The organism is Shewanella maritima (assembly GCF_004295345.1).
Classification (GTDB): Bacteria; Pseudomonadota; Gammaproteobacteria; order Enterobacterales; family Shewanellaceae; genus Shewanella; species Shewanella maritima.
The window spans coordinates 1,591,517-1,615,526 of sequence record NZ_CP036200.1 but is presented as its reverse complement, the minus strand read 5'-3'; the positions used below and the strand labels follow the sequence as shown (position 1 = coordinate 1,615,526).

Below are 24,010 nucleotides of genomic sequence, written 5' to 3'. Positions count from 1 at the left end.
AGATATTGGGAAATTTAAGGCAAACAAAAAGGCGACCAGATGGTCGCCTTTAGTTTTAATGAGACGCTAAGCGTCAATCATTAGAAGTCGTAACGTACACCTACAGTGAAGATTTTGTCATCTTTTAGGTCTACTTTAGCACCAGAAAGCTTGTAGTCACCTTCGTACATTGCGTAGTGGCCATATACTAGTGTTGACTTAGCGATGCGGTAGTCAGCACCCACAACAATGCTAGTTACGTTTACGTCGCTTAGCTCAGTTGCTTGACCTGCAACAGGCTTAATACCACTTACGTTAGCGAAGTACTTGCCTAGGCCAGATTCGTCTTTACCGTATTCAGCTTTTAGGTTTACGCCGTTTAGGTTGTAAGCAGCATTGACAAAGTAGGTGTTACCTTCGAAAGTTTTGTCGATAACGCTTTCAGAGTTTTGGAATAAACCACCAACTTTGAAGTCACCTAGTTTAACTTGAGCAACACCACGGTATGCGTCAATGTTTGAGATACCTTTGTTGTAAGCACCAGCTACGTAGAAGTTTTGTTGCTTAAGCTTCTTGTCACCAACAGTTGCGCTCAATGCATATTGAGTATCTGCATCGTCAACACCTGGTTGGTTGTTGTCAGTCATTAAGTAAGTTGCGTTTAGGGTAACTAAGTCAGCAATTTTTGGTGAGTAGTACCAGATACCGTCTGCGCTACGAGTTTGGCCAGGAGCTAGACGATCGATATCAGCGTTTGAGTTACCGAATAAGTCGATGCCACCTTCAGATTGCTTGAATACAGTGTCGTTACGACCAACTAAAACTGTACCAGCAGCTGTTTTAAGACCTAGGAAAGTATTACGAGCTTTGAAAACGTCAGAAGAAACTGAAGTGTTTTCAACTTGGAATTCCATTTGGTAGATTACGTCGAAACCTTTAGCGATAGTTTCGCTACCTTTTACACCAAGGTGAGAGAAGTTGTTCTCGAAGACAGTACCTTCTTTTCCCTCTTGAGTTGTTGCACCTGTGTCAGAGTTCGTCACAGATAGGTCTAAGCGACCATAGAAATTTGGACCATCAGCCAGTGCACCGAAAGAAGCCAGTGTTAATACTGATGCTACTGATGCTGAGATTAACGATTTTTTCATCTTTTATGCTCCCAAGAACGTCATGTTCTAATTCCATTCGATAATGGTTTTTAAAATGAACAGTTATTACAGTAAAATTACTGCAACAATCTGCGGCGATTTTTACAGGTTTAACCGGTGCATAGTGTGGGCTAGATCATGTTTTACTTTGCAAAGTTCATTAAGAACTGCAGAAATGTGACTAACTCGACCATTTACATAATTAATGCCTAAAAAACAGGTCTATACCTCTTTAGGGGTGTTTATTTTTAGTGATTAATGCGCTACTTGCTGTGGTTTTATAGTTTTTTTCAATAAAATCAGCTTGATGTTAAGGTTTTGTTTGCTGGTTGTTGTTCGTGAGATCTTGTTTTGTGACGCAATTGCATTGGGGGTGTTTTTATTAATGGACAATTCCTTTGGTTAAAACGCTAGTTTAAATGTGAGATTTATCAAATGTTTGGACTATGCTGTGCGACCTTGCTCACGTTTGTCGTAGCTTTATAGTGTCAGTTACTCATTTTGAATTGAGAAAGTTGCTGACACCTGTGTTTGGTGCATATGAAACTTGCCATTAATTAATGGGTTAGAAGCTTAAAATTGGATAACGTCGTATATTCCAATTTGGGGGATTTAGGTTGCTAAGGTTAGCATTCAAGCAACGAGTTAAAAGCTGAGTTGTCACGGTTAGTTTAGATGAATTCAGTTAGCCAGAAGTGCTTCGCTATTTGTCACAATTGATATAAAATTCGCCGTCAATTTTTAGCTTTGGGGTTTTCATGCTCTCTTCTGCCTATTTAAATCGTTTTAGTGGTATTGGTCGTCTATATGGTCAGGCTGCGTTGAATGAGTTTCACCAAGCTCACGTTTGTGTTGTTGGCATTGGTGGTGTAGGCACCTGGGTTGCAGAGTCGTTGGCTCGTAGCGGCATAGGCAAGATTACCCTAATTGATTTAGATGACATTTGTGTCACCAATATTAACCGCCAAGCACACGCGCTAAGCTCAACCATAGGGCAGTCGAAAGTTGAGGTAATGGCTAAGCGAATTCTTGAGATTAATCCAGAATGTCAGGTTAATCAGATAGAAGATTTCGTTACGCTAGATAACCTAGGTGAGCTGTTTGTAAGCCACAAAAATGGTGGTGATATTGATTACGTGATTGATTGCATTGACGCAGTGAAGCAAAAGGCTGCCCTAATTGCCTGGTGCAAGCGCAATAAAATTAACATAGTGACGATTGGGGGAGCTGGGGGGAAAACTGACCCCAGTCAAATCAAGGTAACTGATCTTGCCAAAACTATTCAAGATCCATTGCTTGCTAAAGTGCGCAGTATTTTGCGTAAAGATTATAACTTTAGCAAAAATCTACAACGTCGTTTTGCTGTTGATGCGGTATTCTCGACCCAGCACCTGGTTTATCCACAGTCTGATGGCAGTGTGTGCGCAGCAAAAGCAAGCATGGAAGGCAGTGCGAGGATGGACTGTGCCTCAGGTTTTGGTAGTGTCACTATGGTTACCGGCACGTTTGGCTACTTAGCCGTTGCGCGCGTATTAGATAAACTGACGCTAAAAGCGAACAATGCCAAGTAAACTTGCCATGTGAATAGGCGCTAAAACGACAAAGCCCAATGCTGCGCATTGGGCTTTTTCCTATCTCTAACTTTAATCTCATTGAAATCTAGGCTTCGTTAAGCTTTGCCCGCTTATTCGAACGATTCTTATTGAGTGTCAAAACTATTCAAAGCTCTCGAAGTTACCTGTATCCCCGTCAACGTTTACCAGCTGATTATCTTCGCTGTCACCCATACCTTTAGGAAAGCACACAATAAACATCGGGCCGCCAAGTGATGATTCGGCTTCGTATTGAATCGTGCCTTTTAGCAATGTTGCGGCATTAAATGCAGCTGATAGGCCTAATCCTGTGCCACCTTTGTTTCTGGTTGTGGTGAAGAATGGCTCGAACATATGTTCGGCAACATCTTCAGGAATGGGTAAACCGTTGTTTTGGATCTCAACTTTTATGGTGTCCCCGTCTTGCACTACGTTAATTAGGATCTTGCTGATCTCGACGCCGATAAAGGCATGTGTAAATGCATTCGATAAAATATTACTAAAGATTTGATTCAGTAAGCTTTGATTACTACTCACCCACAGATCCTGGTTAGCATTAATACCAATTTCTACGTCTTGAGGCGAGAACATAATTTGTGTCGACTCAGCAATATCTGTGAGTTGTTGTTTGAGGTTGAATTCAGTGTTTTTCTCATTACTTTGCTCAGCTGCGACGGTTTTGAATTTTTGGATCAAGCTACTTGCACGGGTAATATTGTTAACAATCAGCTGGCAGCTTTGTTGGTACTCTTCAAGGATCGAGTTAATCTCTTCAAGCGTAGCGTGGTCGCTGTGGATTAATTTAATTAGCTCATCAACATGGGCAAGCTGAGAGCTTGCTGCTGTTAAGCAAATGCCGATCGGCGTGTTGATCTCGTGGGCTACACCAGATACTAAGCCGCCAAGTGCCGCCATTTTTTCTTGTTCGACTAGCACTTGCTGCGCGCGTTTTAAGATTAAAAGTGATTGTTCAAGTTCTTTCGTTTGCTCTTTAACTTGCCTTGCCAGCTCGTCTTTATAACTGCGCTCTAGCTCAAGCAGGCGCTCCCTATCTTCCAGCGCTTCTTGCAACTCTTCTTTAGATTCTTGCACTGCAGCAAACGAGGCGCGTACTTGTTGCTGCATGGTATTAATGGCATCAGCAACCTGTGCGAACTCATCGTCAGCAGGTTTACGTAAAAAGCTTAACGGCTCAAATGGCTTATCTAGGCTAATTTGCGCACAGTACTCGCTTAGGCGGTGTAAGTGTTTGGTAATGTTTAACCATACTAAAAATAAAATGAAGCCGGCTACGAGGAAAGTTTTAATCGCATTGGATAGTAAAATCACGATGGCTTTGTCGTAAAGGCGATCGTATACGTTGTTGAGGTCTGCCTGAACTAATAAGGTGCCAACCTGAATTTCGTCATTGTTTCTGTAAATCAGTGGAAACTCTTGCTCGATGACACCTTTTTGCTTGAAGTTACCCGACTGCCATTCTTGCCCGCTATCGTCTTTGATCGAGATGTAAGTAAAGTCGGGAAGTTGGCTTAAACCATTGAGTTGGGTATTGATTAGTCTTTCATCAATCACCCAAATACTGGCTGCAAGTACATCCAAGTTAACCTTTTCGACACTCTCAAAAGCGCGATCGATCCGTGAAACATCGCTATTGTAGTCGTTAAAAAGCTGGTAAATGGTAGTTAGCAGGGTGATCAAGGAACTAAAAAGCACGATTGACAGCATAAGCTTCCGTCCAATGGGGCTTTTGAGCAGTTGTCGTGAAAATGTCAGCATGGGTTTTGTTTAATAATTAGAGTCACTTGAGTTTAAGTATATTCAAATTACTGCAAAATGCCTGTTTCGGCTAGGTTTTATTCAATTAGGCGGTATATTGCTCAATGACTTAATTAATTATACTCGCACTAGCTTTATTGGCATCAAAATTGCTCAAGCTCTATCGGGAACAAATTTCTGACGCTGTGAGTGAATTATGAAAAAGATCGATCTAACTAAACTGTCGGTTTCTTCTGGTAAGCGCTTTTTTGCTTCAACCATGCTTTGGTGGGTGATAGCTTGCGCAAGTATGCTTTTTGTACCGGTTCATGTGCTGGAAAACCTTGGTATTGCAGCCGTGGTAAAACAGTATAATCATTTTATTGGTTTGGGCTTACTGGTCGGTATTGCGTATTTTTTAAGTCAGTTAGTGTCATTTTTTGCTGATGAGTCGATTGCTTACCTCAAAGAAAAGAAAACCACTGAGGTTATTCAAGCTAAAGTAAACTTGTTAGACCCGTCGGAGCGAGCATTGTTACGTGAGTTTTTCTTACAAAGTTCAACGATTTTAACCTTGCCACAAAATGAGTTGGCTGTGCGCAGTTTGTTAGAAACTAATATTCTTGAGAAGTTAGGAAATGATCGCCATTACGCGATTCAAGGGCCTACTGCAGATTACAAAATTTCGATGAAAGCACGGGTATTTTTAAATCGCGAAGTACTTCGCTTGCCCAGTGGTGAGCCATCAGCTGAAGAGATGAGTCATTTACTCAAGGCAAGACCGAATTATATTAATAGCCTGGTTCAGACTCGCAAGCACGCAGCGTAAGCCCAAATTGAGTCAATACTTGTCAGCCGTCCTTGAGACGGCTTTTTTGTAGGGTGATTTGTGGTGTTAAGGGCAATAAAAAGAGGGCTACATTGGCCCTCTAATATTTAGGTGAGTGAGCTTATTATTGTGTATCGTTATTGCTTGGAGCTGACTTCACCACAAACATCCACATTAGGTAAGAAATAATGCCAAATGTGCTGAAAATGACGATCATGGAAAGCAAGCCAATTGGATTACCAAACATTAAATCTAACCAAAATGCCATGTTACGTTTTCCTATATTAGTGAAGTCATTGTTATGATAATGCTGCTAGCTAATTACATTTATGATCTCGATCAATATTTTGGCCAGCGTACGGGTATTTTAAATACCTGATTTGGCTCAGTGGGCGGTTGCTCACATTTTAGCTAGCTTGATGATGAGTTGAGGGAGATTTGAGCAGTTGCTATGCATTTAGTTAAAAGGGTAGGTAAAGCACTTGCCATTACATTCGGTAAAGGTATAATTCTTCGCACTCAGTTGCTTAATGATGTTTGATGTAAAGAAATCATATTAAGCTAGAGTGAGTGTTCAAAGGATTAGCTTTAGATTAAACCTAATCCTTTGCATACTGAAAAGTTTGCTACATCACTTTGCCGGAGTGGTGGAATTGGTAGACACGACGGATTCAAAATCCGTTGCTTTCGAGCGTGACGGTTCAAGTCCGTCCTCCGGTACCATTATTTAAAAGCCTCAACGAAAGTTGGGGCTTTTTTGTATGTGCAGAGAGTTAAATCTCGAATCTCGTCGTATGAACTAAGACATTTATCTAGAGTCATGTTTAATTCATGATTTGTATAGTTAAAAGTAAAATGACACACTCGAGTTAGTTTCGTTAATTTGACCATACTTGCTAACTAAATGTTTGTAGAGAACATACATGATGCAGAAATTATATCTTCATATTGGGACAGGAAAGACTGGTTCGACTTCTATTCAACGTACGCTTAGCAAGGTGCGAGGGGACTTTTATTTTTTCTCTGATTCTGAAAATGGTGCGAAGATATTTGATAATCCAGATGAGTTTAAGGCTAGGTTGGAGGCGGGAAGGGAGTATAAAAAAATAATCTACTCAAGTGAGTGGAGCTACCTTGCCGATGCTGCTGCTGTTAAAGCGCTTCACGAGAGCATTAGTACAGATTTTGATGTTGAAGTAATTATTTACTTCAGAAGGCAAGATGAGTTTGAAGTGTCGCGTTATCAGCAAGTTGCGAAACACGGTGATGGCTTGTCACGAGGAGGTCAAGGCGCCATTCCAACATTTTCTGCGGTTGAATTGAATTACTTTGATATTGCAGAAAAGTGGGGGCAATTCTTCAATGTTACCGTACGAATATTCCAGCGTAGCAAGCTAGTTGATGGAGATGTAGTTTTAGATTTTGCTAGTTTGGTCGGTGTGAATGTAGCGCCATCTGAAGTGATTAGAGCAAATGAGTCGGCGGGAATTGTCGAGGTCAAGCTTGGTCACATTATTAATCAACTTAAGTTACATCATCTCAAGCCTGTCCTATTGAAAGGAGCCCCTCCTTCAGCTCCGTCGAAAGCAAGTGCAGAGCAAATGCGTCTTTTTTACGAACAATTCAAGTATTCAAATCAACAACTGTTCGATAAGTATTTAAATGGTATTCAGGGGTTTGACGAGGACTTTAGTCGATACCCTAAGCGCAATGAAGATATGTGGAATGAAGATACAGCTGACGCTGCGATTAGGCATGTTCTAATTAAGTTAAGCGATGGCATTTTTGACGAATCTAAGGCTGTTCAAGATAGAAATGTTGAGTTGTTGCGAGATGCAGCTATTGCTCTTGAGTCATCAGATTTAAGGCTTAGTCTGAGGTTGATGACGCTTGCTCACAAGTATCGTCCTTATGGCGAGTTAATAAATCAGAAACTATCAACGTATGACTGTGCGCTCAAGGCTGGTAAATTGACTTTAGCTGTAAACATTGAGCAGCCGCGATCTGGCAGTGGGGACGCTACCAAAAACCTGTTTGTTTTTTTTAACCGCTTTTTGAAACGTGTTTTGAGTAAAAAATAATAATTTGAATAATTTATGGACTTTTGGGTCGGTTTTGTCCCTCAGAGAACAAGTCAATCACCTGCAATGGAGTAGAGTATGAATGAAAGGGAAATCGATGATATAAGAGATGCTGCTAACTTCTTAAGGCGGCGCAATCCTAAAATGGCATTTAAACTCTTTTCCGTGGCTTTATCTCATCGTCCTAATGGGTCATTAATACGTAAAAATTATCAAGAACTCAAAGAAAAGCTCAATTTAAAGACCTTTGTCATCATTGGGAATTGTCAAGCAACAGTTGTTGCAAACTTTATCCAAGAGAGAGCTGAAAGCCTAGTGGCTAGGCAAGTTATTTCTGCTCACCTTTACAAGAACCATGATGACAGTTTGTATAAGTCATTGGACGAGGTTGATTTCATCATTACTCAAAATGTTGATGATAAATTTGAAGGTATTAACACTAAAGAAATATTGTCTCGATACGGCAACAAGACAGTTAGGTATCTCAATTTGTTTTACGAAGGTTATCATCCTGATTGGTGCTACTTCCCTGTTTTGAATGGCGTGAGATTAAAGAGTCCAGTTGGTGACTACCATAATCGAACCGTGATCGAAACTTTCATTGAAGGTGGCTCAGAGCGTCAAGCAATTGAACGTTACTTTGATATCGAGTTTAATCGCCAAAGTTATTTTTCTGTAGGTGAGCGGTCAATTGCTGAGCTTAGAAATAGGGAGCAAGAGGTCGATATAAAAATGACTGATGTTATTGAGCAAGGGGTTCAGGATGGGGAGATGCTCTTCCATACATTTAATCACCCTAGTTCCAAACTATTGAATATTCAGGTAGGGCGTATTCTAGAGCACCTCAAGATTAAGTATAACCGTCGCTTTGTGAATCGAGAAGTCTTAAATAATTTAGTCATGCGAGCAAACCCTATGCTTGGCTTGAATCAAAAATATGGTAAAACTACGCATTTGCAACAGGAAGTCGATATTCCCAATTTTGTTCATCAATGTTATTCCATATATGCATCTAGACCTAAGTTTATTGAGGCGTATAAAACAAAGTACCTTAATTCAAAAAAGGTGAAATAGCTTTACAAGTAATAAGAGAAGTTTAAGTTATCATTTTTATTAATTTCATTTGGTTACGGTAGTAATTTGGGGTGACTATGGGTGTGGCTTTTCGATTTAAAATACTTACTTTGGCTTTACTTGCCGTGTCGGGTTGTGGCTCCGACTCAAACGAAACCAGCCTACCTAAACCAATAGATGCCAAAATTTCTTTTACTGATGTTTCCCATCATTTACCTAACCATGATCGGTTAGGAGATTATGGTGTTTTGTGGGGGCATTTTACTAACGCTCAAACTCCTGAGTTGATATTTATGAATCATGCTAAGTTCCCACAATTGTTAAAAAGCAATTCTCAAGGGAAATATGAAGATCACATAGCAAACTCGGGGCTTAGGCAATCAGATTGGATTTATCCAAGTCAGAACGATCGTCATGGGGCTGTTTGTGGTGATTTCAATAATGATGGGTTTATCGACTTATTTATCACTCATGGGGCTAATAAGGGAGATACGATAGGTTTAAAGTATGACGAATTGTTGCAGGGGAACGGTGATTTTAGCTTTATCGACGTTTCTGAGAGATCTGTTATAAACCCGAAAGGGCGAGGGCGAACGGCATCTTGGATTGATTTAAACAATGATGGCTTGCTCGACTTATATATCGCCAACTACGACACTATCAACGAGGTTCAAATTAATATTGGCAATGGTACGTTTATTCCGTCTGATGACTATCCAGAACTTGAGCAAATTGGTGCGCGTGTAAGTTGGCAAGATGTCAATCTTGACGGTATTCCTGACGTTGCAACAGGATTACCTTTTAACTTGTTACTTGGTCAAGGTGAAGGTCGCTATTCACAGCATCAGCTTATTGATTTGGTTCCAGAGAGCGCTCAGGGCTACTCGGTTAACTGGGCTGATGTAACCAATAATGGTTATCCAGACCTGTTAATTAGTAGCTTAGCAGGTGCAGTCTATTTGTATATAAATGAAGGTGGTGGCTTTAGCTTAGCTAGCCAGTCTCATGGTTGGACTAACGGTGTCAAAACAAATGTAATGGGTACTGCTTTTGCGGACTTGGATAACGATGGCTTGGTAGACATTGTTATTAACAAAGCGGACGATATCTATTTGTTCAAGAATGCAGGGCAAGGTCGCTTCAATCAAATAGAGTCTACGTTAGGTCCTTACATTAATACCGACACCAATGGCGATGCAAGTTTAGCTGATTTTAATGGTGACGGATTGCTCGACTTTGCAACGGATAGACTGGATGGTCACATTCTTTGGAAAAATACCACTGAGACAGATAATGCTTGGGTCAGTTTGTCACTTGAGGGCGCTGCAAGTAATCGTATGGGGTTTGGGGCTAGAGTCGAGCTTTATAGAAAAGATGGGCAGTTGTTATCGTCCCAGCAGTATTACGGTTCACAAGGCGGCTTTCGCTCAAGAGGCTGTAGCCCACTCCACTTTGGATTGCAGAGCTATACCGATGTCGTAGCTCATGTTCACTGGCCCAGCGGTGTAGTTACTCAACATGCAGAAATAAAATTGAATCAGCTCAATACTCTAAAAGAGTAAGTCTAGTTCGAAATCAAAAAAGCTATTCAAAGTTGGCTTATAGCCGGTTTTGAATAGCTTGACTAAGTTGTTAATTGTTGCCCGTTTATTTAATAAACGCGAAAGCGTCGCCGTATAGATGTGCTTCGTCTACACCGACCTCTCTAAATACTTCTCTGGCGGCGCCTACCATGTCAAAGCGGCCGGCAATGTAAATATCAAAGTCAGTTAAGTCGTTAAAATCAATTTTGATTTGCTCAAGAAGGTTAGCCGTTTTGCCATCCCAAGTCTCAGTTGCATGTTCTACAACCGGAACAAAGGTTAACCAGTCTTGCTCTTGGTGCCACTGGCGAGCTATTTCCTGATAGTACATGGCATCTTCATTGCGACAGCCCCAGTAAAGGGTTGTTGGAATGGTTTGCTCACGCTGGATTTGGTCTTCAACAATGCTCTTGATGTAAGAGAAGCCGGTCCCGCCGGCAACAAGAAGGCGTGGGCGCTCGCTTTCGTGGCGGAGGTAGGCATCGCCTGCTGGCGCTTCGATGTCGATATAGTCTTGTGACTTTAAGCGTTCAACCACTTGCATTGGGTAGCTCTCAGATACCGCGGCGCCAATGTGAAGCTCAATCGTTGTGTTAGTTGGCGCTGAAGCAATTGAAAAAGGGCGTTTGTCTTTTTCACCCATCACTACACATAAATATTGACCCGCTTTAAAGTCAAAGTGCTGTTCTGGCGTTAAGGTAACCTGGTAAACCGCTTCGTTAAACTCTGCGACCTGATTGATTTTACAACGAATGGTGTTCATCTAATTTCCTTTAGACCCTTTCTATGAAGGTTTTTTCTATCTGCCTTTATTGGCGTATTTGTAGGTTGATGATGGTATTAGTTATCCAGCCCTAAATCAGACCACATTGCATCAACTTTATCTTTGATATCCTGGTCCATCACAATGGGAGTACCCCATTCACGGTCTGTTTCGCCAGGCCATTTATTGGTGGCATCAAGCCCCATTTTTGATCCTAGACCAGCCACCGGTGAGGCAAAGTCAAGGTAGTCGATAGGGGTATTATCTACCATCACGGTATCGCGAGTTGGATCCATACGGGTGGTGATCGCCCAAATTACATCGTTCCAGTCACGACAATTCACGTCTTCATCCACAATGATAATGAACTTGGTGTACATAAATTGACGTAGGAACGACCAGGCGCCCATCATTACACGCTTGGCATGACCAGGATACTGCTTGCGAATGGAGATCACCGCCATGCGGTAACTGCATCCCTCCGGTGGAAGGTAGAAGTCAATAATTTCAGGGTATTGCTTACGCAAGATTGGCACAAACACTTCGTTTAGCGCCACACCAAGCATGGCAGGCTCATCGGGTGGACGGCCGGTATAGGTGCTGTGATAGATAGCGTCGCGGCGCTTGGTAACATGCGTAACGGTAAATACTGGAAATGAGTCAGTTTCATTATAGTAACCTGTGTGGTCGCCATAAGGGCCTTCTTCGGCCATTTCATCTGGCTCTATGTAGCCTTCTAAAATCATCTCGCTGGTTGCAGGGACCTCTAGGTCACAGCTTATTGCTTTGCACACTTCTGTGCGCTCGCCGCGTAGTAGACCTGCAAAGGCGTATTCACTCATGGCATCTGGTACAGGTGTCACCGCGCCAAGGATGGTCACAGGATCGCTACCGAGAGCAACAACAACTGGGTACCGCTCCCCAGGGTGCTTTTCTTTGAAGTCTTTAAAGTCGAGCGCGCCGCCTCGGTGATCGAGCCAGCGCATAATCAGCTTATTTTTGCCTAGCAGTTGCTGGCGATAAATACCCAAGTTTTGGCGCTTTTGTCTTGGGCCTTTAGTAATGGTTAATCCCCAGGTAACTAGCGGAGCAGCGTCACCCGGCCAACAATGCTGAATAGGCAACTGGGTTAAATCAACGTCATCGCCTGTTAATACAATTTCTTGGCACGCTGGGTTACGCACGGTTTTTGGTGGCATGTTCAGCGCTTGCTTGAACATAGGGATTTTTGAAATTGCGTCTTTAAAGCCCCTAGGTGGCTCAGGCTCTTTTAAAAATGCCAGTAACTCACCAACGTCTTGAAGTGCTAACGGGTCGTCTTTTCCTAATGCCATCGCCACCCGTTTTGGAGTACCAAATAGGTTAGCTAGCACGGGAGTTGAGTTGTTAGTCGGATTTTCGAATAAGATGGCAGGACCGCCTGCGCGTAGGACGCGATCGCAAATCTCAGTCATTTCTAAATGAGGATCGACAGGGTGACTTATGCGCTTCAATTCACCTTCTTTTTCTAGGTGTTTGATGAAGCTACGTAAATCTTTAAAGCTCATGATTCAATATCCAATATAAAGTCCCTGATGGGGCGCACTATAGCATCTTTAACTAAGTGGGTTAAGGCATTTGATCTGAGTCACGCTTGTGATATTCGTTATTCTGACTGATGAGTTCATATCGACAAGGCGGGGGAAAGGAGTAAGATGAAATGTATGGTCTATTAGCTATGACTTAATTGGAGGGAAAGATGTTGCTCTCTCACTATCGAATAAACTCTATTTTACGCTTGAACACCTTGCTCGCTGGCGCCTGGTTTGCTTGTTTACCCCTTGGATTAGAGGCAAGTAATACTGTAGTAATGACGAGCGTGAATGGCGTATCACAAGTTAACCATAATGACGGCTGGCGCTGGGGTGCGGGTTGGAATAATTATCGCGGCCCGAGCATAGGTATCGGCTGGAGTAATGGTTACTATGACCCATGGCGTCACAATGGGTGGCGCCACGGTTATTGGGGGAACGACCCTTGGCGCTGGGGTTATTGGCGCAACAGACATTGGGATAATCGTTACCCTTACCGAGAACGTTACCGACAGCCGAAAATTATTCAACCTAAAAAGATTGCACCGCCGCAAAGGGTCACAACAAGTATTAGTTACGACGAAGGGTTACACAGTTTACCTGCCAATGCCCGTGTGGTGATAAAAGGGCCACAGACTTTTTATGAGTGGCAAGGTGTGACTTACCAATACGATTGGCAGGCCCAAAGGTACATGGTGGTTCATGAACCAGAAACATTGGTTCAAGAAACATCGATACCAGAAGGACCAGCCTCTACGGCCTCTAAAGAAGAATAAAAATGGCAAGAGTGAAAGAATTTGCGGTGTTGTTTGCAGTTTGCGTGTTAACTCAACATGCTGGGGGACATGGGAATTAACTTCTTCACTCTTGCCGGAACTGGCGTATCTAACTTTATTCTTAATGACTACTCGATAGTGTTTCAGGAGTTGGTCATTAAACTCGTGCAGCTCAAGGCCGCTAATCAAATGTCGTTAATTTATAGCTTTGCTAGATACATATTATAAAGTTCGGCCTCATGCCTGCAGGGCATGTAGCTGATGGTTAAGGCTTACAAGTTGCTGTTGCAGCTGCGCTATCTGTAAGTTGAGTTGTTCACATTGTTGCTGCTTGCTGTCGTTGGCAGAAGACTGCGCAGCCTTAACCCATTGGTAAAGCTTTTTAGACGAGATGCCATGCTCTTTAGCTACATGTGATACTAGTTTGTTGTGATGAATAACCTCATGAACCAGTGTTTGTTGCATGGAAAGCTCATGATGCCTGCGACTAGCGGAGACTTGTGTGTTACGGCTTTCAGCACTCGAAGCTCGGTTTAAAAGTGAACTCAGTGAGTTGTTTTCATTATCACTAACCTTGGTGCTTTCACTACCTAATGGCGCTTTAGTAGTTAGGTTTTGCATTGTACTTCCTTAAATTTAGTTACTGCATTTTGGCCGCTTAATAGACTTTTTGTTTTTATTAGTCAGCTTTGGTATCACTGAGTTAGTAGCGGTCAAAATAACTTTGATGCTTATGCCCTGTGCTTAACGTCGACCGTTAGCGTTTGTTAATTGGCCAGGTGCTAATACCTAAATGACGATAAAAATATTGCTCCTGCTGGTAAAATCGTCGAACTTTCATCAACAAGTCAGACATAGGTAACAGCCATTTTGTACTATTTAAGTTGTGTACTCGCATCATAGTGAACTCCATATATCTTAATGACTACAAGGTGCCGCTTTGCGTCAACATGAAACAATCAGCATTTCGTATTTAGCATTTGCACCTAGACTCAACAGTTAGCGCTTTAAAGCTATCCTTGCTAGCGCTTTGTTCTCCCTGTTTTTTCTTAACAATGTCTTCTCATCCTAATTTGCCCTAGTTAAGGTTAATTTAGGTGAATACCTCTTTAGGGGTATGTGTGACTATAAGGAAGCTTTGTGCCAACTCAGAAGTATTTTTAAATTCAATAAAATCAGTTGGTTATACTTTGTGTGTTTTTAGGGGGAAAACCAAAAAGCCCAAAATTAGTGCAAATGCACCAATGTTGGACTTTGAAGGGCTGGCTGAGCTGACGGTTTGCCGCAAGCAGCCTAAGCATATTTAGATAGAGTGAGGTGCTACATTAAGAAGGCTGTAGCTAAGCCTAGAAACGCGAACAAGCCGATGACATCAGTGACAGTGGTTAATACCATGCCGCCAGCCAACGCTGGATCAATATTGAATTTTTTTAGAATAAGTGGAATGCCTGCACCGGCTAAGCCTGCAACTGTCATATTGATCAGCATAGCACCGCCGATGAGCCCAGCTAATGCTATCTCGCCTTTCCAAAGCCATACAGCCGCAAATACTAATACTGCCCACATAACCCCATTTAAGCAGCCAATGGCTAGCTCTTTGCCAATAAGCCAGCGCGAGTTACTTTGACCAATATGTCCAAGGGCAATACCGCGGATCACCAGCGCTAAAGTTTGGTTACCCGCAACACCGCCCATACTCGGCACAATAGTCATTAAGATTGCAATGGTAGCGAATTGCTCAAGGGTGTTTTCGAACATGTTGCTGACCGAGGCTGCAAGTAAGGCGGCAAATAAGTTGATGGTTAACCATAATGAGCGTTTAAAGGTGCTTTTAACGACTGGACCGAAGGTATCTTCAGCGTCGTCCATACCTGCCATACCCATCATGTCATGCTCTGCATTTTCACGAATAACATCAACCACATCATCAATGGTGATACGCCCAAGCAGTTTGGCATCGCTATCAACAATGGGGGCAGACATCCAGTCATGGCGCTCGAACAGTTGCGCAACTTCATTAGCGGGCATGTCGACAGGAATGCTCTCTAACTCAATATCCATGACATCGCGCACCGACATACTAGGGTTACAGGTTAATAAATCAGATAGTCTTACACCGCCTAGTACTTGGTCGCGCCTGTCGACTACGTACAGCATGTCTGTGGCATCAGGTAGATGCCCTCGTTGGCGCAGGTATCTAAGTACAACATCAATGTTAACGTCAGGGCGAAGGGTAACTGTATCGGTATTCATTAAACTACCCGCAGTATCATCTGGGTAACTCAATGCTTGTTCAACTCTGTGCCTGTCTTGACTGGTCATTGATTGCAACACCTGATGATAAACGGTATCAGGCAATGAGCGCAGAATGTAGGCGAGGTCGTCGGTATCCATGCCGGCGGTTGCTTGCGCTAACCGCTCCGGCGTCATATTACTAATGAGGGCGTCTTTTAGGTCTTCACCAAGCTCTTCTAAGATTTCTCCAGCTTGTTCCTGGTCAATCAATTGCCATAGTACTTGACGGCTGCGAGGTGGGGAAGACTCAAGAATGAGGGCAACGTCTGAAGGTGCCATGTCGTGCAGCATGTTGCGCACGTGGACAAACATGCCGCTTCCTAGGGCCTGGGTGAGTTGATTGAGTCTTTGCTCTGTTAGCTCTGTATCTAAAACTTCGACACCCATTGGTAGACTCTCCCCAAAAAATTTTGCTAATGGTAGCTTATCAAGTCGAGTACCACTAATTCATTTTTATGATATTGATGTTAAAAATTCGCTTGTATCACAGAGGGTTAACTGTTTTCCTCGAACTTAGCATCAATCAGTGCGCTTACTGCATCGAGTGCAGCCTGAGCATCATTACCGCTAGCTGTGAGGGTAATGGTTTTTCCTACACCGCTTTCCAACATTAATAGCCCTAATACGCTGGCTGCGCTTGCTTGCTTGTCGCCATGGATAAGCGTTATTTCGGCGTCGAATTTCGCAGCTAGGGTTGCTAGTTTAGTTGCTGCGCGAGCGTGCAGCCCGAGCTTGTTAGATATGGTTATTTGTCGTTGCAGCATAGGGTTGTGCACTTTTTATAAGTATAGGCTAGCTTTGTGCTGGCGTGCTTAGCTCGCGGTGACTCACAAGTATTTTGTGTTTGATGTGCGTGCTAAGGCGTTTTGCTACTTGTTCAGCAATAAACACTGAGCGGTGTTGACCACCAGTACAACCTATCGCGATGGTGACATAGCTGCGGTTGTTACGCTCAAGTTGCGGCATCCAGGTTTCGAAAAAATTGTCGATTTGCAGAACAAACTTACCTACCTGAGGTTGCTGATTAAGGAAATTTTGTACCCCTTTGTCTAGGCCTGTTAGTGGTCTTAGCTCAGGCTCCCAGTGAGGGTTAGGTAGAAAGCGCACATCAAACATAAAGTCTGCTTCTTTAGGCATACCATATTTAAAGCCAAACGAGTTGATATTGATCACCAGTTCACGGTCGACACTGCCAAGCAAAATTTCTCTAACCTTGTCACTGAGCTCATAGATGTTGAACTCGGAGGTATCAATAAAGTGGTCAGTTATATTCGAAATAGGCTCGAGTAATTTACCTTCTTGAATTATGGCGTCTTGCAAAGACAGGTGTTGCTTAGACAATGGATGTAAACGGCGCGTTTCGCTATAACGTTTGAGTAGCACTTTGTCGTTCGAGCTCAAAAAGAAGCTAGTGATACTGATATCGGCTGGTAATAGTTGTAGCTGAGCCTGCAGTACTTTTCCTTGCTCCTTTATGTTGCGCACATCAACGCTAATCGCAATAAGCTCATGTGAGCCTTTAAGCTGCTCAAGCAATGTATTGATCAATGGGATCGGCAGATTGTCGACACAGTAGTAACCTAAGTCTTCTAGCACCCTAAGTGCAACGGACTTTCCTGAGCCAGAACGACCTGAGACGATAACCAGTTTCATTGAGCGATCACCTGATAGAGTTGAGTTTTATCTGTTGATTTACGTAACTGTTTGAGTGTTTGCTTGTCATTAAGCTTTTCTGCAATACAAGCCAGCGTTGCCAAATGTTGCTGACATTGGTCTGACGGTACAATAAGCGCAAATAGTAAATCGACAGGTTTATCATCGATGGCATCGAAGTCAATCGCCTCATCGCACTTGATAAATACGGCGATAGGCTGTTCGATACTGTCTAAACGGCCGTGGGGAATTGCGATGCCATTACCTATACCTGTACTACCTTTTTTTTCTCGAGCGACAAGACTTTCGAAAATTTCTTGTGCTGAAAGGTCTGAGTATTGCTCTGCTGCGATTTCGCTGATGAGTTGCAATACCTTTTTTTTACTGCCCGGAGTGGCACAGGCAGTGCACTCCGGCTGCAGGATGGTACGAATTTCCATCATTAATGCTTGGTTAGCTTCTCTTTATGTTTGATTACCTGGCGGTCAAGTTTGCTGATCAAAGAGTCGATTGCAGCATACATGTCGCTGTGTTCAGAAGTGGCGAAGACTTCTCCTCCACTAAGGCTGACTTTAGCCTCAGCCTTTTGTACTTGTTTGTCGACATTTAGGATAACGTGCACATTGTTGATTTGCTCAAAATGACGCTCTAGTTTGGCAAATTTACTGTCAACATACTCTCTAAGTGAGTCAGTTAATTCAATGTGGTGCCCCGTTAGGTTTATTTGCATATATCGTCCTCCTTTGATTGAGCTTATAAGCTCTTACGTTGGTTTGAGGGCGGGATAAGCATTGCTTCACGGTATTTCGCTATCGTACGACGAGCAACATTAATCCCTTGCTCCGCTAACAGTTGTGCCATTTTGCTATCGCTTAATGGCTTTTTCTGATTTTCAGCGGCGACCAGCTTTTTGATAAAGGCGCGAATAGCTGTAGATGAGCATTCGCCGCCGTCATCTGTGCTGACATGGCTTGAGAAAAAGTATTTGAGTTCAAATAGACCGCGTGGCGTATGCATGTACTTTTGTGTGGTAACCCTGGAAATAGTGGATTCATGCATCTCGACGGCCTCAGCAATATCGTTGAGTACCATTGGTTTCATGGCTTCTTCACCATATTCAAAGAAGCCTTGTTGGAACTGTACGATACAGTTGGCCACTTTTAACAGGGTGTCATTACGGCTTTCTAGACTCTTAATGAACCACTTAGCCTCTTGCAAATGACCGCGAATAAACTGGCTGTCAGCCTGGCTCTTGGTGCTACGAGCCATAGAAGCGTAATGCTGATTGACACCAATTTTTGGCATGTTGTCAGGGTTAAGCTCCACGACCCAGCGGCCATTTTTCTTTAATACTGAAACATCAGGTATGACATATTCATCATCACTAGGTGTGATTGCCGCTCCAGGCTTTGGATTCAATGATTGGATCAGGTGAATTGCTTCCCTAAGTTCATCTTCTTTAAGCTTGGTTTTACGCATAAGTAAACGAAAGTCACGGCCAGCAATCAGGTCGAGATAGTTGGCAATCAACATACGCGCATTGTCAATATGAGGCGTGTCATTAGGAAATTGCGCTAACTGTATAAGCAGGCACTCACTTAGATCGCGCGCAGCAACGCCAATGGGGTCAAAATGCTGAATACGTTTAAGTACTGCTTCAACCTCCTCTAGCTCAACCTCTTCATCGCCCATAGCGCTAAGGATATCTTCGGTGCTTTGGGTTAAATAGCCTGTATCGTCAATGGCATCGATAATGGCTGTGGCGATGGCTAAATCGGTATCAGAAAAAGGAGTGAGGTTTTTTTGCCATTCCAAATGCTCGTATAGACCTTCTGTGGTCTCGCCTTGAAATGGCATATCATCGTCGCGTGAGCCAGAGCTGGTTGCGCCAGTGCTGGCAACTGGTGAGGCTGTATAGACTTCATCCCAGGTGGTGTCCATTGGCAGCTCGTCAGGCATAGATTCTTTATTGAGCGAGTCTGCGAGATCAACGTTGGAAGTATCTGTTTCAGCAGACTTTTGGCTTGCTTCACTAAAATCGGTATCAGCTTGATCTTGTTTGTCTTTTGAGGCGTCTTTACCGTCGTAAAATTCTTCTACTTCAAGCAGTGGGTTAGAGTCTAATGCTTGTTGTATTTCTTGTTGTAGCTCCAATGAAGACAGCTGCAGTAGGCGAATTGCCTGTTGCAGTTGTGGGGTCATAGTCAGGTGTTGACCCATTTTGAGCTGTAGTGACGCTTTCATTTACCACTTATCCCTAGGTATCGTATAAGAGACACACATTAATGCTTGTAATTGGTTTCCTTAGGAGAGACTGGATTGGTACTCAGTCGAAGCTAATGCTGTCGCCGCCCATGTAGTTGAGCGAGCGAAACCAAATCATCAATAACTATAGCTTGAATTGTTCACCTAAGTATACTGCACGAACTTGCTGATCGCTCAAGATCTCATCTGGTGTCCCCTCGGCAATTAAGTTACCCTGGCTCACGATATAAGCATGCTCACAAACATCGAGGGTTTCACGCACATTATGGTCAGTGATCAGCACCCCTAGACCACGAGATTTGAGTTGCTGAATAATTTTCTTGATGTCGATTACCGAAATTGGGTCAACACCCGCAAATGGTTCATCGAGCAAGATAAATTTCGGGTTTGCAGCCAGTGCTCGGGCAATTTCTACTCGGCGACGTTCACCGCCTGATAATGCCATACCTTGGCTATCGCGAATGTGAGTGATATGGAATTCTTCGAGTAAATGTTCAAGTTCTTCAACACGTTGCTCTTTAGTTAGCTCTTTACGTGTTTGTAAAACTGCCATGATGTTGTCGTGTACAGTTAGTTTACGGAAGATGCTTGCTTCTTGGGGTAAGTAACCAATGCCTTTGCGCGCACGCAGATGCATTGGATCAGAAGTTAAATCATCTGCATCAATTAAAATGCGCCCGTGGTCACTTTTTACAAGTCCAACAACCATGTAAAAGGTGGTGGTTTTACCTGCACCATTTGGGCCCAGTAGACCAACAATTTGCCCAGTGGAAACCGATAAGCTTACGTCTTTCACTACTTGGCGGTTCTTATAGCTTTTAGCCAGGTTTTCAGCCGTTAAGGTGATTTGCTCTGTCATTACTTAGCCTACTGATTACCTTGTGTTGATGGCTCTTGCTGTTGTTCTATTCGCCTTTGCGGCTCAGGCTGCTGCTCGACAGGTGCTTGCTCTGACGGATCTTGGAAGTTCTCTGGCTGGATAATGGTAATCACTCGCTCATCGCCCTTACTTTGGGCTATGAGTTCTTGCTTATCAATGTTGTAGCGAATGATATCACCCGTTACCTGACTGCCTGCTTGGTCAAGCTTAGCCTTACCTGTCAGCGTCAAGGTGGTGCTTGCGAGGTCGTAGCGTACTTCAGAGGCGCTAGCGGTACCGATTTTACCGTCGTCTAACTCTTGTGAAAAAGTCGCAGGGTTACCAGTGGCGACTAAGGTTTTGGTTACAGAGTTATCAGAAGTAAATGCGCGTAGTTCATCTGCTTGAATATTGATTGAACCTTGAACCACAGTCACTGGACCATAAAAAATGATTTGGTTATTTTTTATATCTGCCTTTTGGCTAACTGAGCTAATTTTTACTTGCTGCTGTAAGTCGCCTTCTTTTGCTTCAAGGGAGCTCATTGGGCTAACAAGCCCAAGGGCAACAATTGCTGAAGCCAACAACATCTGGCGTGGATTAACGTGGTTCATAACGTCCTTCTACCTGACTAAGTAGTGTTAATTCTTGAGTATTTAGGTCTGCATGTAAACCTAAACCTTGAATTTGAAAGCCTTTGCCCTCGATAAATACCGCTGATTTAGAGGTGCCAATTAAGGTATTTAAATCCAATTGTATCTGTTGTGTGCTCAGCGATTGCAAAGGCTCATCAACGTCAACTGCATCAATAAGTACATCCTGGCTGAGCGTCACCACATCTTTATTTTTATCTAATTGACCTTTGCTAGCACTCAGTTGCCATTGTGCTTCGCCATCTTCAGGAAACACCAGATAAACAGGGTCAGTAAAGTGAGTCATGTTAGTCGACTCAAAATGCTCCATGTGTTTAGCACTCACTCGGCTTTCGATCTGCCCTAAATCATTAAAGGTGGTGGTTTTAAGATCGTTAGCGATAAACTCTGGGCGGTCGACACCTGAGTCGACTTTTAGAGCTTGCTCGTTACGCTTGGCTTGTACTTGCCAATAGAGAATAAGCGCGGCGCTAAAAAACGCGATGATGGCGAGGGTGACTCGGCTCATACACTCATACCGTGAGCGCTAGCCAGTTTATCTTGGCTTTGCAAAAGCAGATCGGTTAACTCTCGCAGCGCACCATGACCACCGTTAATGCTGGTTGTCATATCACAGTGTTGCTTAACAAACGGGTGTCCGTCGGCGACACAAACTGATAGGCCTACCGCCTTCATAACGGGTAAGTCCACCATGTCATCGCCAATATAGGCCACTTGCTCTGGTGTAACTTGATACAGCTCAAGGAGTTCTTTAAATGGCACAAACTTGTCGTCAATACCTTGGTAGATGTGAGTGATGCCCAGTGCAGTCATACGGTTTTCGACAATCTGCGATTTGCGACCTGTTATCACAGCAACTTGAATGCCGCTGCCAAGCAGTGAGCGCACGCCATAGCCATCACGGGTATGGAACGCTTTAAGCTCTTCGCCAGCATTGCTGAGGTAGATACGGCCATCTGAAAATACGCCGTCGACATCGCAGATCAGTAGCTTAATTTGCTGTGCTTTTTGCCAGATTTGATCGCTAACTGGACCATATAAACTTTGAGGCATTAAATTACTCCTGCTTTAACCATATCGAGCATGTTCAATGCGCCAATAGGCTGGTGCTGCCCATCAACGACAATTAACCCGTTGATGTTCTTATCGTCCATCACTTGTAGTGCTTGCGCGGCTAAAATGCCTGCCTGGATAGTCACACAGTTTGGCGTCATTACCTGTGCAATTGATGTGTCTCTTAGATTAACCTGGGCATCGATAACGCGGCGTAAATCACCATCGGTAAAAATACCGACCAGCTTGTTACTGTCATCAACCACACCTGCCATACCTAGGCCTTTCTTGGTGATTTCATAAAGGGCATCGGTAATGGTGATGTTTTGCTTAACCAGCGGCAGACGCTCGTCTTTATGCATCACATCGTCAACTTTCAACAATAGCTTTTTACCCAATGAGCCGCCTGGGTGCGATAGCGCGAAGTCATCGCGAGTGAAGCCGCGTGATTGCAGTAATGCTACAGCTAGGGCATCACCCATTACCAGAGTGGCTGTGGTGCTTGATGTAGGAGCTAAGCCTAATGGACAAGCTTCTTCTGGTACCTTGATGCACAAATGCAGCTTAGCCAGTTTTGCCATATTGGATTCTGGCTTCCCCGTTACCGCAATAACAGGTACGCCCATACGCTGGATAACCGGCATCAGAGTTAGAATTTCACTTGACTCACCTGAGTTTGAAATTGCCATCACCACATCGTTTTTAGACAGCGCGCCCAAATCACCATGGCTTGCTTCACCCGGATGAACGAAAAATGCTGGAGTGCCTGTACTGGCGAAGGTAGCTGAAATCTTATTGCCAATGTGACCAGATTTGCCCATACCCATGACAACCACTTTGCCTTTGCACTGCAAAATGAGCTCGCAAGCCTGACCGAAAGCGTCAGAATCGACATATTGGTAGAGGTTTTCTAATGCCTTTTTTTCAATATCAATAACGTTGCGACCCCATTGTCGCAATTGAGTTTGACTCGTCATGGGTACTCTCTTAATAAATTGTGCTGCTTATCATCTATTGAGATTGAAAAACGATGAATTGATAAGCAATAAAGGTAATTAGCAATAATATACCGTGCCAACGAGTAAGCTGCTTTTTAGCGCCGGTTGACAGTACAAGCACGGCTAATGCGGTGCTGGTGCCAAGTACCATATAAAAATCGCGTCCACTTGCAGCCGCGTCAATCGCACCCGGTGCAATCAACCCTGGTAATGCTAAGACTGCAAGTATATTAAATAAGTTCGACCCGACAATGTTACCTATTGCAAGGTCATCTTCTTTCTTGAGCACACCTGCAACACAGGCAGCTAGCTCTGGTAAGCTAGTGCCGACTGCAATAATGGTTAAGCCAATCACTAGGTCTGAAAGACCAAAGTACTTGGCGATGCCTACTGCACCATCAACCATCCAACCAGCTGAAAGCGGTAATAATATCATGCCAACGATTAGCCATATAATAGCATGAAGTGTTGGTACATTATTTGGGATTTCGGCTTCAATATCGTCATCTAACTTATCAGCTGTGTCTTTATTGACTGCTTGATAGATGAAGTAGCCCATAATGGCAAAGAAGGCGACGAGTAAAATGATGCCATCAACACGAGATAGTTGTCCGTCATGTAGCAAATAGCCCGCAAGTGCAGTTGCTGCAAGCATCAACGGAATCTCTCTTTTTAACGTGGTTGAGCTGACGGCAATTGCGCCGAATAACGCGGTAATACCCAAAATTAATGTAATGTTGGCAATGTTGGAGCCAAGCACGTTACCAATGGCGGTATCTGTCATACCATCAGCAGCGGCGGTACCTGCCACTAGCATCTCAGGGGCTGAGCTTCCCATGGCTACAATGGTTAAACCAATCAACATTGGCGGCAAGCCAAGATTGCGCGCAAACGCCGCTGCGCCATAAACAAACCGGTCAGCGCTCCAAACAAGAACGAGCAAACCAATAATAAGTAAACCAATATTGAGTAGCATGATGGGTGATGTATCCAAAAAGGTGATGTATCTAAAAAATTTGTAGCGCGCATTTTCGCTGGAATTTTAGTAAAAGGAAAGTGCTGCGATAGCCTATGAATAACTTA

At 43.5% G+C, this 24,010-nt stretch carries 25 protein-coding genes and 1 tRNA gene; 7 read left to right on the top strand and 19 right to left on the bottom strand.

Going from position 1 to position 24,010, the window contains the following annotated elements; translation table 11 throughout:
- Positions 1 to 80 precede the first annotated feature (80 nt).
- Positions 81 to 1,127: a porin gene (locus EXU30_RS07005; protein ID WP_130598638.1), complete on the bottom strand. Its 1,047-nt coding sequence runs from the start codon at positions 1,125 to 1,127 to the stop codon at positions 81 to 83.
- A gap of 758 nt (positions 1,128 to 1,885) precedes the next feature.
- Between EXU30_RS07005 and tcdA the strand changes: the two genes are divergently transcribed.
- A complete protein-coding gene (tcdA, locus tag EXU30_RS07000; RefSeq protein WP_130598636.1) occupies positions 1,886 to 2,698 on the top strand; it encodes a tRNA cyclic N6-threonylcarbamoyladenosine(37) synthase TcdA in 813 nt (270 codons plus the stop codon).
- A 144-nt stretch (positions 2,699 to 2,842) separates the two neighbouring features.
- Here tcdA and EXU30_RS06995 read toward each other — a convergent pair whose 3' ends face one another.
- Positions 2,843 to 4,495, bottom strand: coding sequence for a sensor histidine kinase (locus tag EXU30_RS06995; protein WP_130598634.1), 1,653 nt, complete (start codon positions 4,493 to 4,495; stop codon positions 2,843 to 2,845).
- Positions 4,496 to 4,691: 196 nt separating this feature from the next.
- Between EXU30_RS06995 and EXU30_RS06990 the strand changes: the two genes are divergently transcribed.
- Positions 4,692 to 5,303: a superinfection exclusion B family protein gene (locus EXU30_RS06990; RefSeq protein ID WP_130598632.1), complete on the top strand. Its 612-nt coding sequence runs from the start codon at positions 4,692 to 4,694 to the stop codon at positions 5,301 to 5,303.
- A gap of 124 nt (positions 5,304 to 5,427) precedes the next feature.
- On the opposite strand, the gene EXU30_RS06985 is transcribed toward EXU30_RS06990, so the two are convergent.
- Positions 5,428 to 5,571 carry a DUF3149 domain-containing protein gene (locus tag EXU30_RS06985; RefSeq protein ID WP_130598630.1) on the bottom strand — a complete coding sequence of 48 codons (144 nt, stop codon included), beginning with the start codon at positions 5,569 to 5,571 and terminating at the stop codon, positions 5,428 to 5,430.
- A gap of 370 nt (positions 5,572 to 5,941) precedes the next feature.
- Between EXU30_RS06985 and EXU30_RS06980 the strand changes: the two genes are divergently transcribed.
- The 4 genes from EXU30_RS06980 to EXU30_RS06965 all read left to right on the top strand — a co-directional run bounded on the left by EXU30_RS06980 (position 5,942) and on the right by EXU30_RS06965 (position 10,020).
- A tRNA-Leu gene (locus tag EXU30_RS06980) sits at positions 5,942 to 6,026 on the top strand.
- A gap of 200 nt (positions 6,027 to 6,226) precedes the next feature.
- Complete coding sequence (locus EXU30_RS06975) at positions 6,227 to 7,384, top strand: hypothetical protein (protein ID WP_130598628.1); 1,158 nt, start codon at positions 6,227 to 6,229, stop codon at positions 7,382 to 7,384.
- Between the two features lie 78 nt (positions 7,385 to 7,462).
- Entirely contained in the window at positions 7,463 to 8,458 is a 996-nt protein-coding gene (locus EXU30_RS06970; RefSeq protein WP_130598626.1) for a WcbI family polysaccharide biosynthesis putative acetyltransferase, read from the top strand.
- A gap of 77 nt (positions 8,459 to 8,535) precedes the next feature.
- Positions 8,536 to 10,020, top strand: a complete 1,485-nt coding sequence (locus EXU30_RS06965; protein ID WP_130598624.1) for a CRTAC1 family protein — start codon at positions 8,536 to 8,538, stop codon at positions 10,018 to 10,020.
- Between the two features lie 85 nt (positions 10,021 to 10,105).
- Here the strand turns inward: EXU30_RS06965 and fre are convergent, their stop codons facing one another.
- The gene (gene fre / locus EXU30_RS06960; protein ID WP_130598622.1) at positions 10,106 to 10,804 is read right to left on the bottom strand and encodes an NAD(P)H-flavin reductase; all 699 of its coding nucleotides are present in this window, start codon (positions 10,802 to 10,804) and stop codon (positions 10,106 to 10,108) included.
- A gap of 77 nt (positions 10,805 to 10,881) precedes the next feature.
- Complete coding sequence (gene ubiD, locus EXU30_RS06955) at positions 10,882 to 12,351, bottom strand: 4-hydroxy-3-polyprenylbenzoate decarboxylase (protein WP_130598620.1); 1,470 nt, start codon at positions 12,349 to 12,351, stop codon at positions 10,882 to 10,884.
- A gap of 191 nt (positions 12,352 to 12,542) precedes the next feature.
- On the opposite strand from ubiD, the gene EXU30_RS06950 reads away from it, so the two are divergent.
- A complete protein-coding gene (locus EXU30_RS06950; RefSeq protein ID WP_130598618.1) occupies positions 12,543 to 13,151 on the top strand; it encodes a hypothetical protein in 609 nt (202 codons plus the stop codon).
- A 237-nt stretch (positions 13,152 to 13,388) separates the two neighbouring features.
- Here the strand turns inward: EXU30_RS06950 and EXU30_RS06945 are convergent, their stop codons facing one another.
- The 14 genes from EXU30_RS06945 to EXU30_RS06885 form a co-directional block, all read right to left on the bottom strand.
- Entirely contained in the window at positions 13,389 to 13,772 is a 384-nt protein-coding gene (locus tag EXU30_RS06945; RefSeq protein WP_130598616.1) for a transposase, read from the bottom strand.
- A gap of 136 nt (positions 13,773 to 13,908) precedes the next feature.
- Positions 13,909 to 14,052 (bottom strand): hypothetical protein, encoded by a 144-nt coding sequence (locus EXU30_RS20235; RefSeq protein ID WP_165398979.1) that lies wholly within the window; start codon positions 14,050 to 14,052, stop codon positions 13,909 to 13,911.
- Between the two features lie 419 nt (positions 14,053 to 14,471).
- Positions 14,472 to 15,833, bottom strand: a complete 1,362-nt coding sequence (gene mgtE, locus EXU30_RS06940) for a magnesium transporter (RefSeq protein ID WP_130598614.1) — start codon at positions 15,831 to 15,833, stop codon at positions 14,472 to 14,474.
- A gap of 107 nt (positions 15,834 to 15,940) precedes the next feature.
- Positions 15,941 to 16,210 carry an HPr family phosphocarrier protein gene (locus EXU30_RS06935; RefSeq protein ID WP_130598612.1) on the bottom strand — a complete coding sequence of 90 codons (270 nt, stop codon included), beginning with the start codon at positions 16,208 to 16,210 and terminating at the stop codon, positions 15,941 to 15,943.
- A 28-nt stretch (positions 16,211 to 16,238) separates the two neighbouring features.
- Positions 16,239 to 17,099 (bottom strand): RNase adapter RapZ, encoded by an 861-nt coding sequence (gene rapZ / locus EXU30_RS06930; protein ID WP_130598610.1) that lies wholly within the window; start codon positions 17,097 to 17,099, stop codon positions 16,239 to 16,241.
- Positions 17,096 to 17,539, bottom strand: coding sequence for a PTS IIA-like nitrogen regulatory protein PtsN (gene ptsN, locus EXU30_RS06925; RefSeq protein WP_130598608.1), 444 nt, complete (start codon positions 17,537 to 17,539; stop codon positions 17,096 to 17,098). Before ptsN ends, rapZ begins: the two co-directional genes overlap by 4 nt.
- A 2-nt stretch (positions 17,540 to 17,541) precedes the next feature.
- On the bottom strand, positions 17,542 to 17,829 hold the full coding sequence (gene hpf, locus EXU30_RS06920; protein WP_130598606.1) for a ribosome hibernation promoting factor: 288 nt from the start codon (positions 17,827 to 17,829) through the stop codon (positions 17,542 to 17,544).
- 23 nt (positions 17,830 to 17,852) lie between these two features.
- Positions 17,853 to 19,343, bottom strand: a complete 1,491-nt coding sequence (locus EXU30_RS06915) for an RNA polymerase factor sigma-54 (protein ID WP_130598604.1) — start codon at positions 19,341 to 19,343, stop codon at positions 17,853 to 17,855.
- A 145-nt stretch (positions 19,344 to 19,488) separates the two neighbouring features.
- Positions 19,489 to 20,223, bottom strand: a complete 735-nt coding sequence (lptB, locus tag EXU30_RS06910) for an LPS export ABC transporter ATP-binding protein (protein ID WP_130598602.1) — start codon at positions 20,221 to 20,223, stop codon at positions 19,489 to 19,491.
- 8 nt (positions 20,224 to 20,231) lie between these two features.
- Positions 20,232 to 20,837 carry a lipopolysaccharide transport periplasmic protein LptA gene (gene lptA / locus EXU30_RS06905; protein ID WP_242620334.1) on the bottom strand — a complete coding sequence of 202 codons (606 nt, stop codon included), beginning with the start codon at positions 20,835 to 20,837 and terminating at the stop codon, positions 20,232 to 20,234.
- The gene (gene lptC, locus EXU30_RS06900; RefSeq protein ID WP_130598600.1) at positions 20,824 to 21,384 is read right to left on the bottom strand and encodes an LPS export ABC transporter periplasmic protein LptC; all 561 of its coding nucleotides are present in this window, start codon (positions 21,382 to 21,384) and stop codon (positions 20,824 to 20,826) included. The genes lptA and lptC overlap by 14 nt, the downstream gene beginning before the upstream one ends.
- Positions 21,381 to 21,929: a 3-deoxy-manno-octulosonate-8-phosphatase KdsC gene (gene kdsC, locus EXU30_RS06895; protein ID WP_130598598.1), complete on the bottom strand. Its 549-nt coding sequence runs from the start codon at positions 21,927 to 21,929 to the stop codon at positions 21,381 to 21,383. The genes lptC and kdsC overlap by 4 nt, the downstream gene beginning before the upstream one ends.
- Positions 21,929 to 22,906 carry a KpsF/GutQ family sugar-phosphate isomerase gene (locus EXU30_RS06890; RefSeq protein ID WP_130598596.1) on the bottom strand — a complete coding sequence of 326 codons (978 nt, stop codon included), beginning with the start codon at positions 22,904 to 22,906 and terminating at the stop codon, positions 21,929 to 21,931. The genes kdsC and EXU30_RS06890 overlap by 1 nt, the downstream gene beginning before the upstream one ends.
- Positions 22,907 to 22,940: 34 nt before the next feature.
- Positions 22,941 to 23,903, bottom strand: coding sequence for a calcium/sodium antiporter (locus tag EXU30_RS06885; RefSeq protein WP_130598594.1), 963 nt, complete (start codon positions 23,901 to 23,903; stop codon positions 22,941 to 22,943).
- Between the last annotated feature and the right edge of the window lie 107 nt (positions 23,904 to 24,010).

Bases quoted from the DNA above. Each gene is read 5' to 3' on its own strand.
- EXU30_RS06915 (WP_130598604.1), bottom strand. From the start codon at position 19,343: ATGAAAGCGTCACTACAGCTCAAAATGGGTCAACACCTGACTATGACC.
- EXU30_RS06990 (WP_130598632.1), top strand. From the start codon at position 4,692: ATGAAAAAGATCGATCTAACTAAACTGTCGGTTTCTTCTGGTAAGCGC.
- EXU30_RS06975 (WP_130598628.1), top strand. From the start codon at position 6,227: ATGATGCAGAAATTATATCTTCATATTGGGACAGGAAAGACTGGTTCG.
- fre (WP_130598622.1), bottom strand. From the start codon at position 10,804: ATGAACACCATTCGTTGTAAAATCAATCAGGTCGCAGAGTTTAACGAA.
- hpf (WP_130598606.1), bottom strand. From the start codon at position 17,829: ATGCAAATAAACCTAACGGGGCACCACATTGAATTAACTGACTCACTT.
- ptsN (WP_130598608.1), bottom strand. From the start codon at position 17,539: ATGGAAATTCGTACCATCCTGCAGCCGGAGTGCACTGCCTGTGCCACT.
- rapZ (WP_130598610.1), bottom strand. From the start codon at position 17,099: ATGAAACTGGTTATCGTCTCAGGTCGTTCTGGCTCAGGAAAGTCCGTT.
- lptA (WP_242620334.1), bottom strand. From the start codon at position 20,837: ATGAACCACGTTAATCCACGCCAGATGTTGTTGGCTTCAGCAATTGTT.
- EXU30_RS20235 (WP_165398979.1), bottom strand. From the start codon at position 14,052: ATGATGCGAGTACACAACTTAAATAGTACAAAATGGCTGTTACCTATG.
- EXU30_RS06890 (WP_130598596.1), bottom strand. From the start codon at position 22,906: ATGACGAGTCAAACTCAATTGCGACAATGGGGTCGCAACGTTATTGAT.
- kdsC (WP_130598598.1), bottom strand. From the start codon at position 21,929: ATGCCTCAAAGTTTATATGGTCCAGTTAGCGATCAAATCTGGCAAAAA.
- ubiD (WP_130598620.1), bottom strand. From the start codon at position 12,351: ATGAGCTTTAAAGATTTACGTAGCTTCATCAAACACCTAGAAAAAGAA.
- EXU30_RS06985 (WP_130598630.1), bottom strand. From the start codon at position 5,571: ATGGCATTTTGGTTAGATTTAATGTTTGGTAATCCAATTGGCTTGCTT.
- EXU30_RS06945 (WP_130598616.1), bottom strand. From the start codon at position 13,772: ATGCAAAACCTAACTACTAAAGCGCCATTAGGTAGTGAAAGCACCAAG.
- mgtE (WP_130598614.1), bottom strand. From the start codon at position 15,833: ATGGGTGTCGAAGTTTTAGATACAGAGCTAACAGAGCAAAGACTCAAT.
- EXU30_RS06935 (WP_130598612.1), bottom strand. From the start codon at position 16,210: ATGCTGCAACGACAAATAACCATATCTAACAAGCTCGGGCTGCACGCT.
- EXU30_RS06970 (WP_130598626.1), top strand. From the start codon at position 7,463: ATGAATGAAAGGGAAATCGATGATATAAGAGATGCTGCTAACTTCTTA.
- EXU30_RS07005 (WP_130598638.1), bottom strand. From the start codon at position 1,127: ATGAAAAAATCGTTAATCTCAGCATCAGTAGCATCAGTATTAACACTG.
- EXU30_RS06995 (WP_130598634.1), bottom strand. From the start codon at position 4,495: ATGCTGACATTTTCACGACAACTGCTCAAAAGCCCCATTGGACGGAAG.
- EXU30_RS06885 (WP_130598594.1), bottom strand. From the start codon at position 23,903: ATGCTACTCAATATTGGTTTACTTATTATTGGTTTGCTCGTTCTTGTT.
- lptB (WP_130598602.1), bottom strand. From the start codon at position 20,223: ATGACAGAGCAAATCACCTTAACGGCTGAAAACCTGGCTAAAAGCTAT.
- EXU30_RS06965 (WP_130598624.1), top strand. From the start codon at position 8,536: ATGGGTGTGGCTTTTCGATTTAAAATACTTACTTTGGCTTTACTTGCC.
- EXU30_RS06950 (WP_130598618.1), top strand. From the start codon at position 12,543: ATGTTGCTCTCTCACTATCGAATAAACTCTATTTTACGCTTGAACACC.
- lptC (WP_130598600.1), bottom strand. From the start codon at position 21,384: ATGAGCCGAGTCACCCTCGCCATCATCGCGTTTTTTAGCGCCGCGCTT.
- tcdA (WP_130598636.1), top strand. From the start codon at position 1,886: ATGCTCTCTTCTGCCTATTTAAATCGTTTTAGTGGTATTGGTCGTCTA.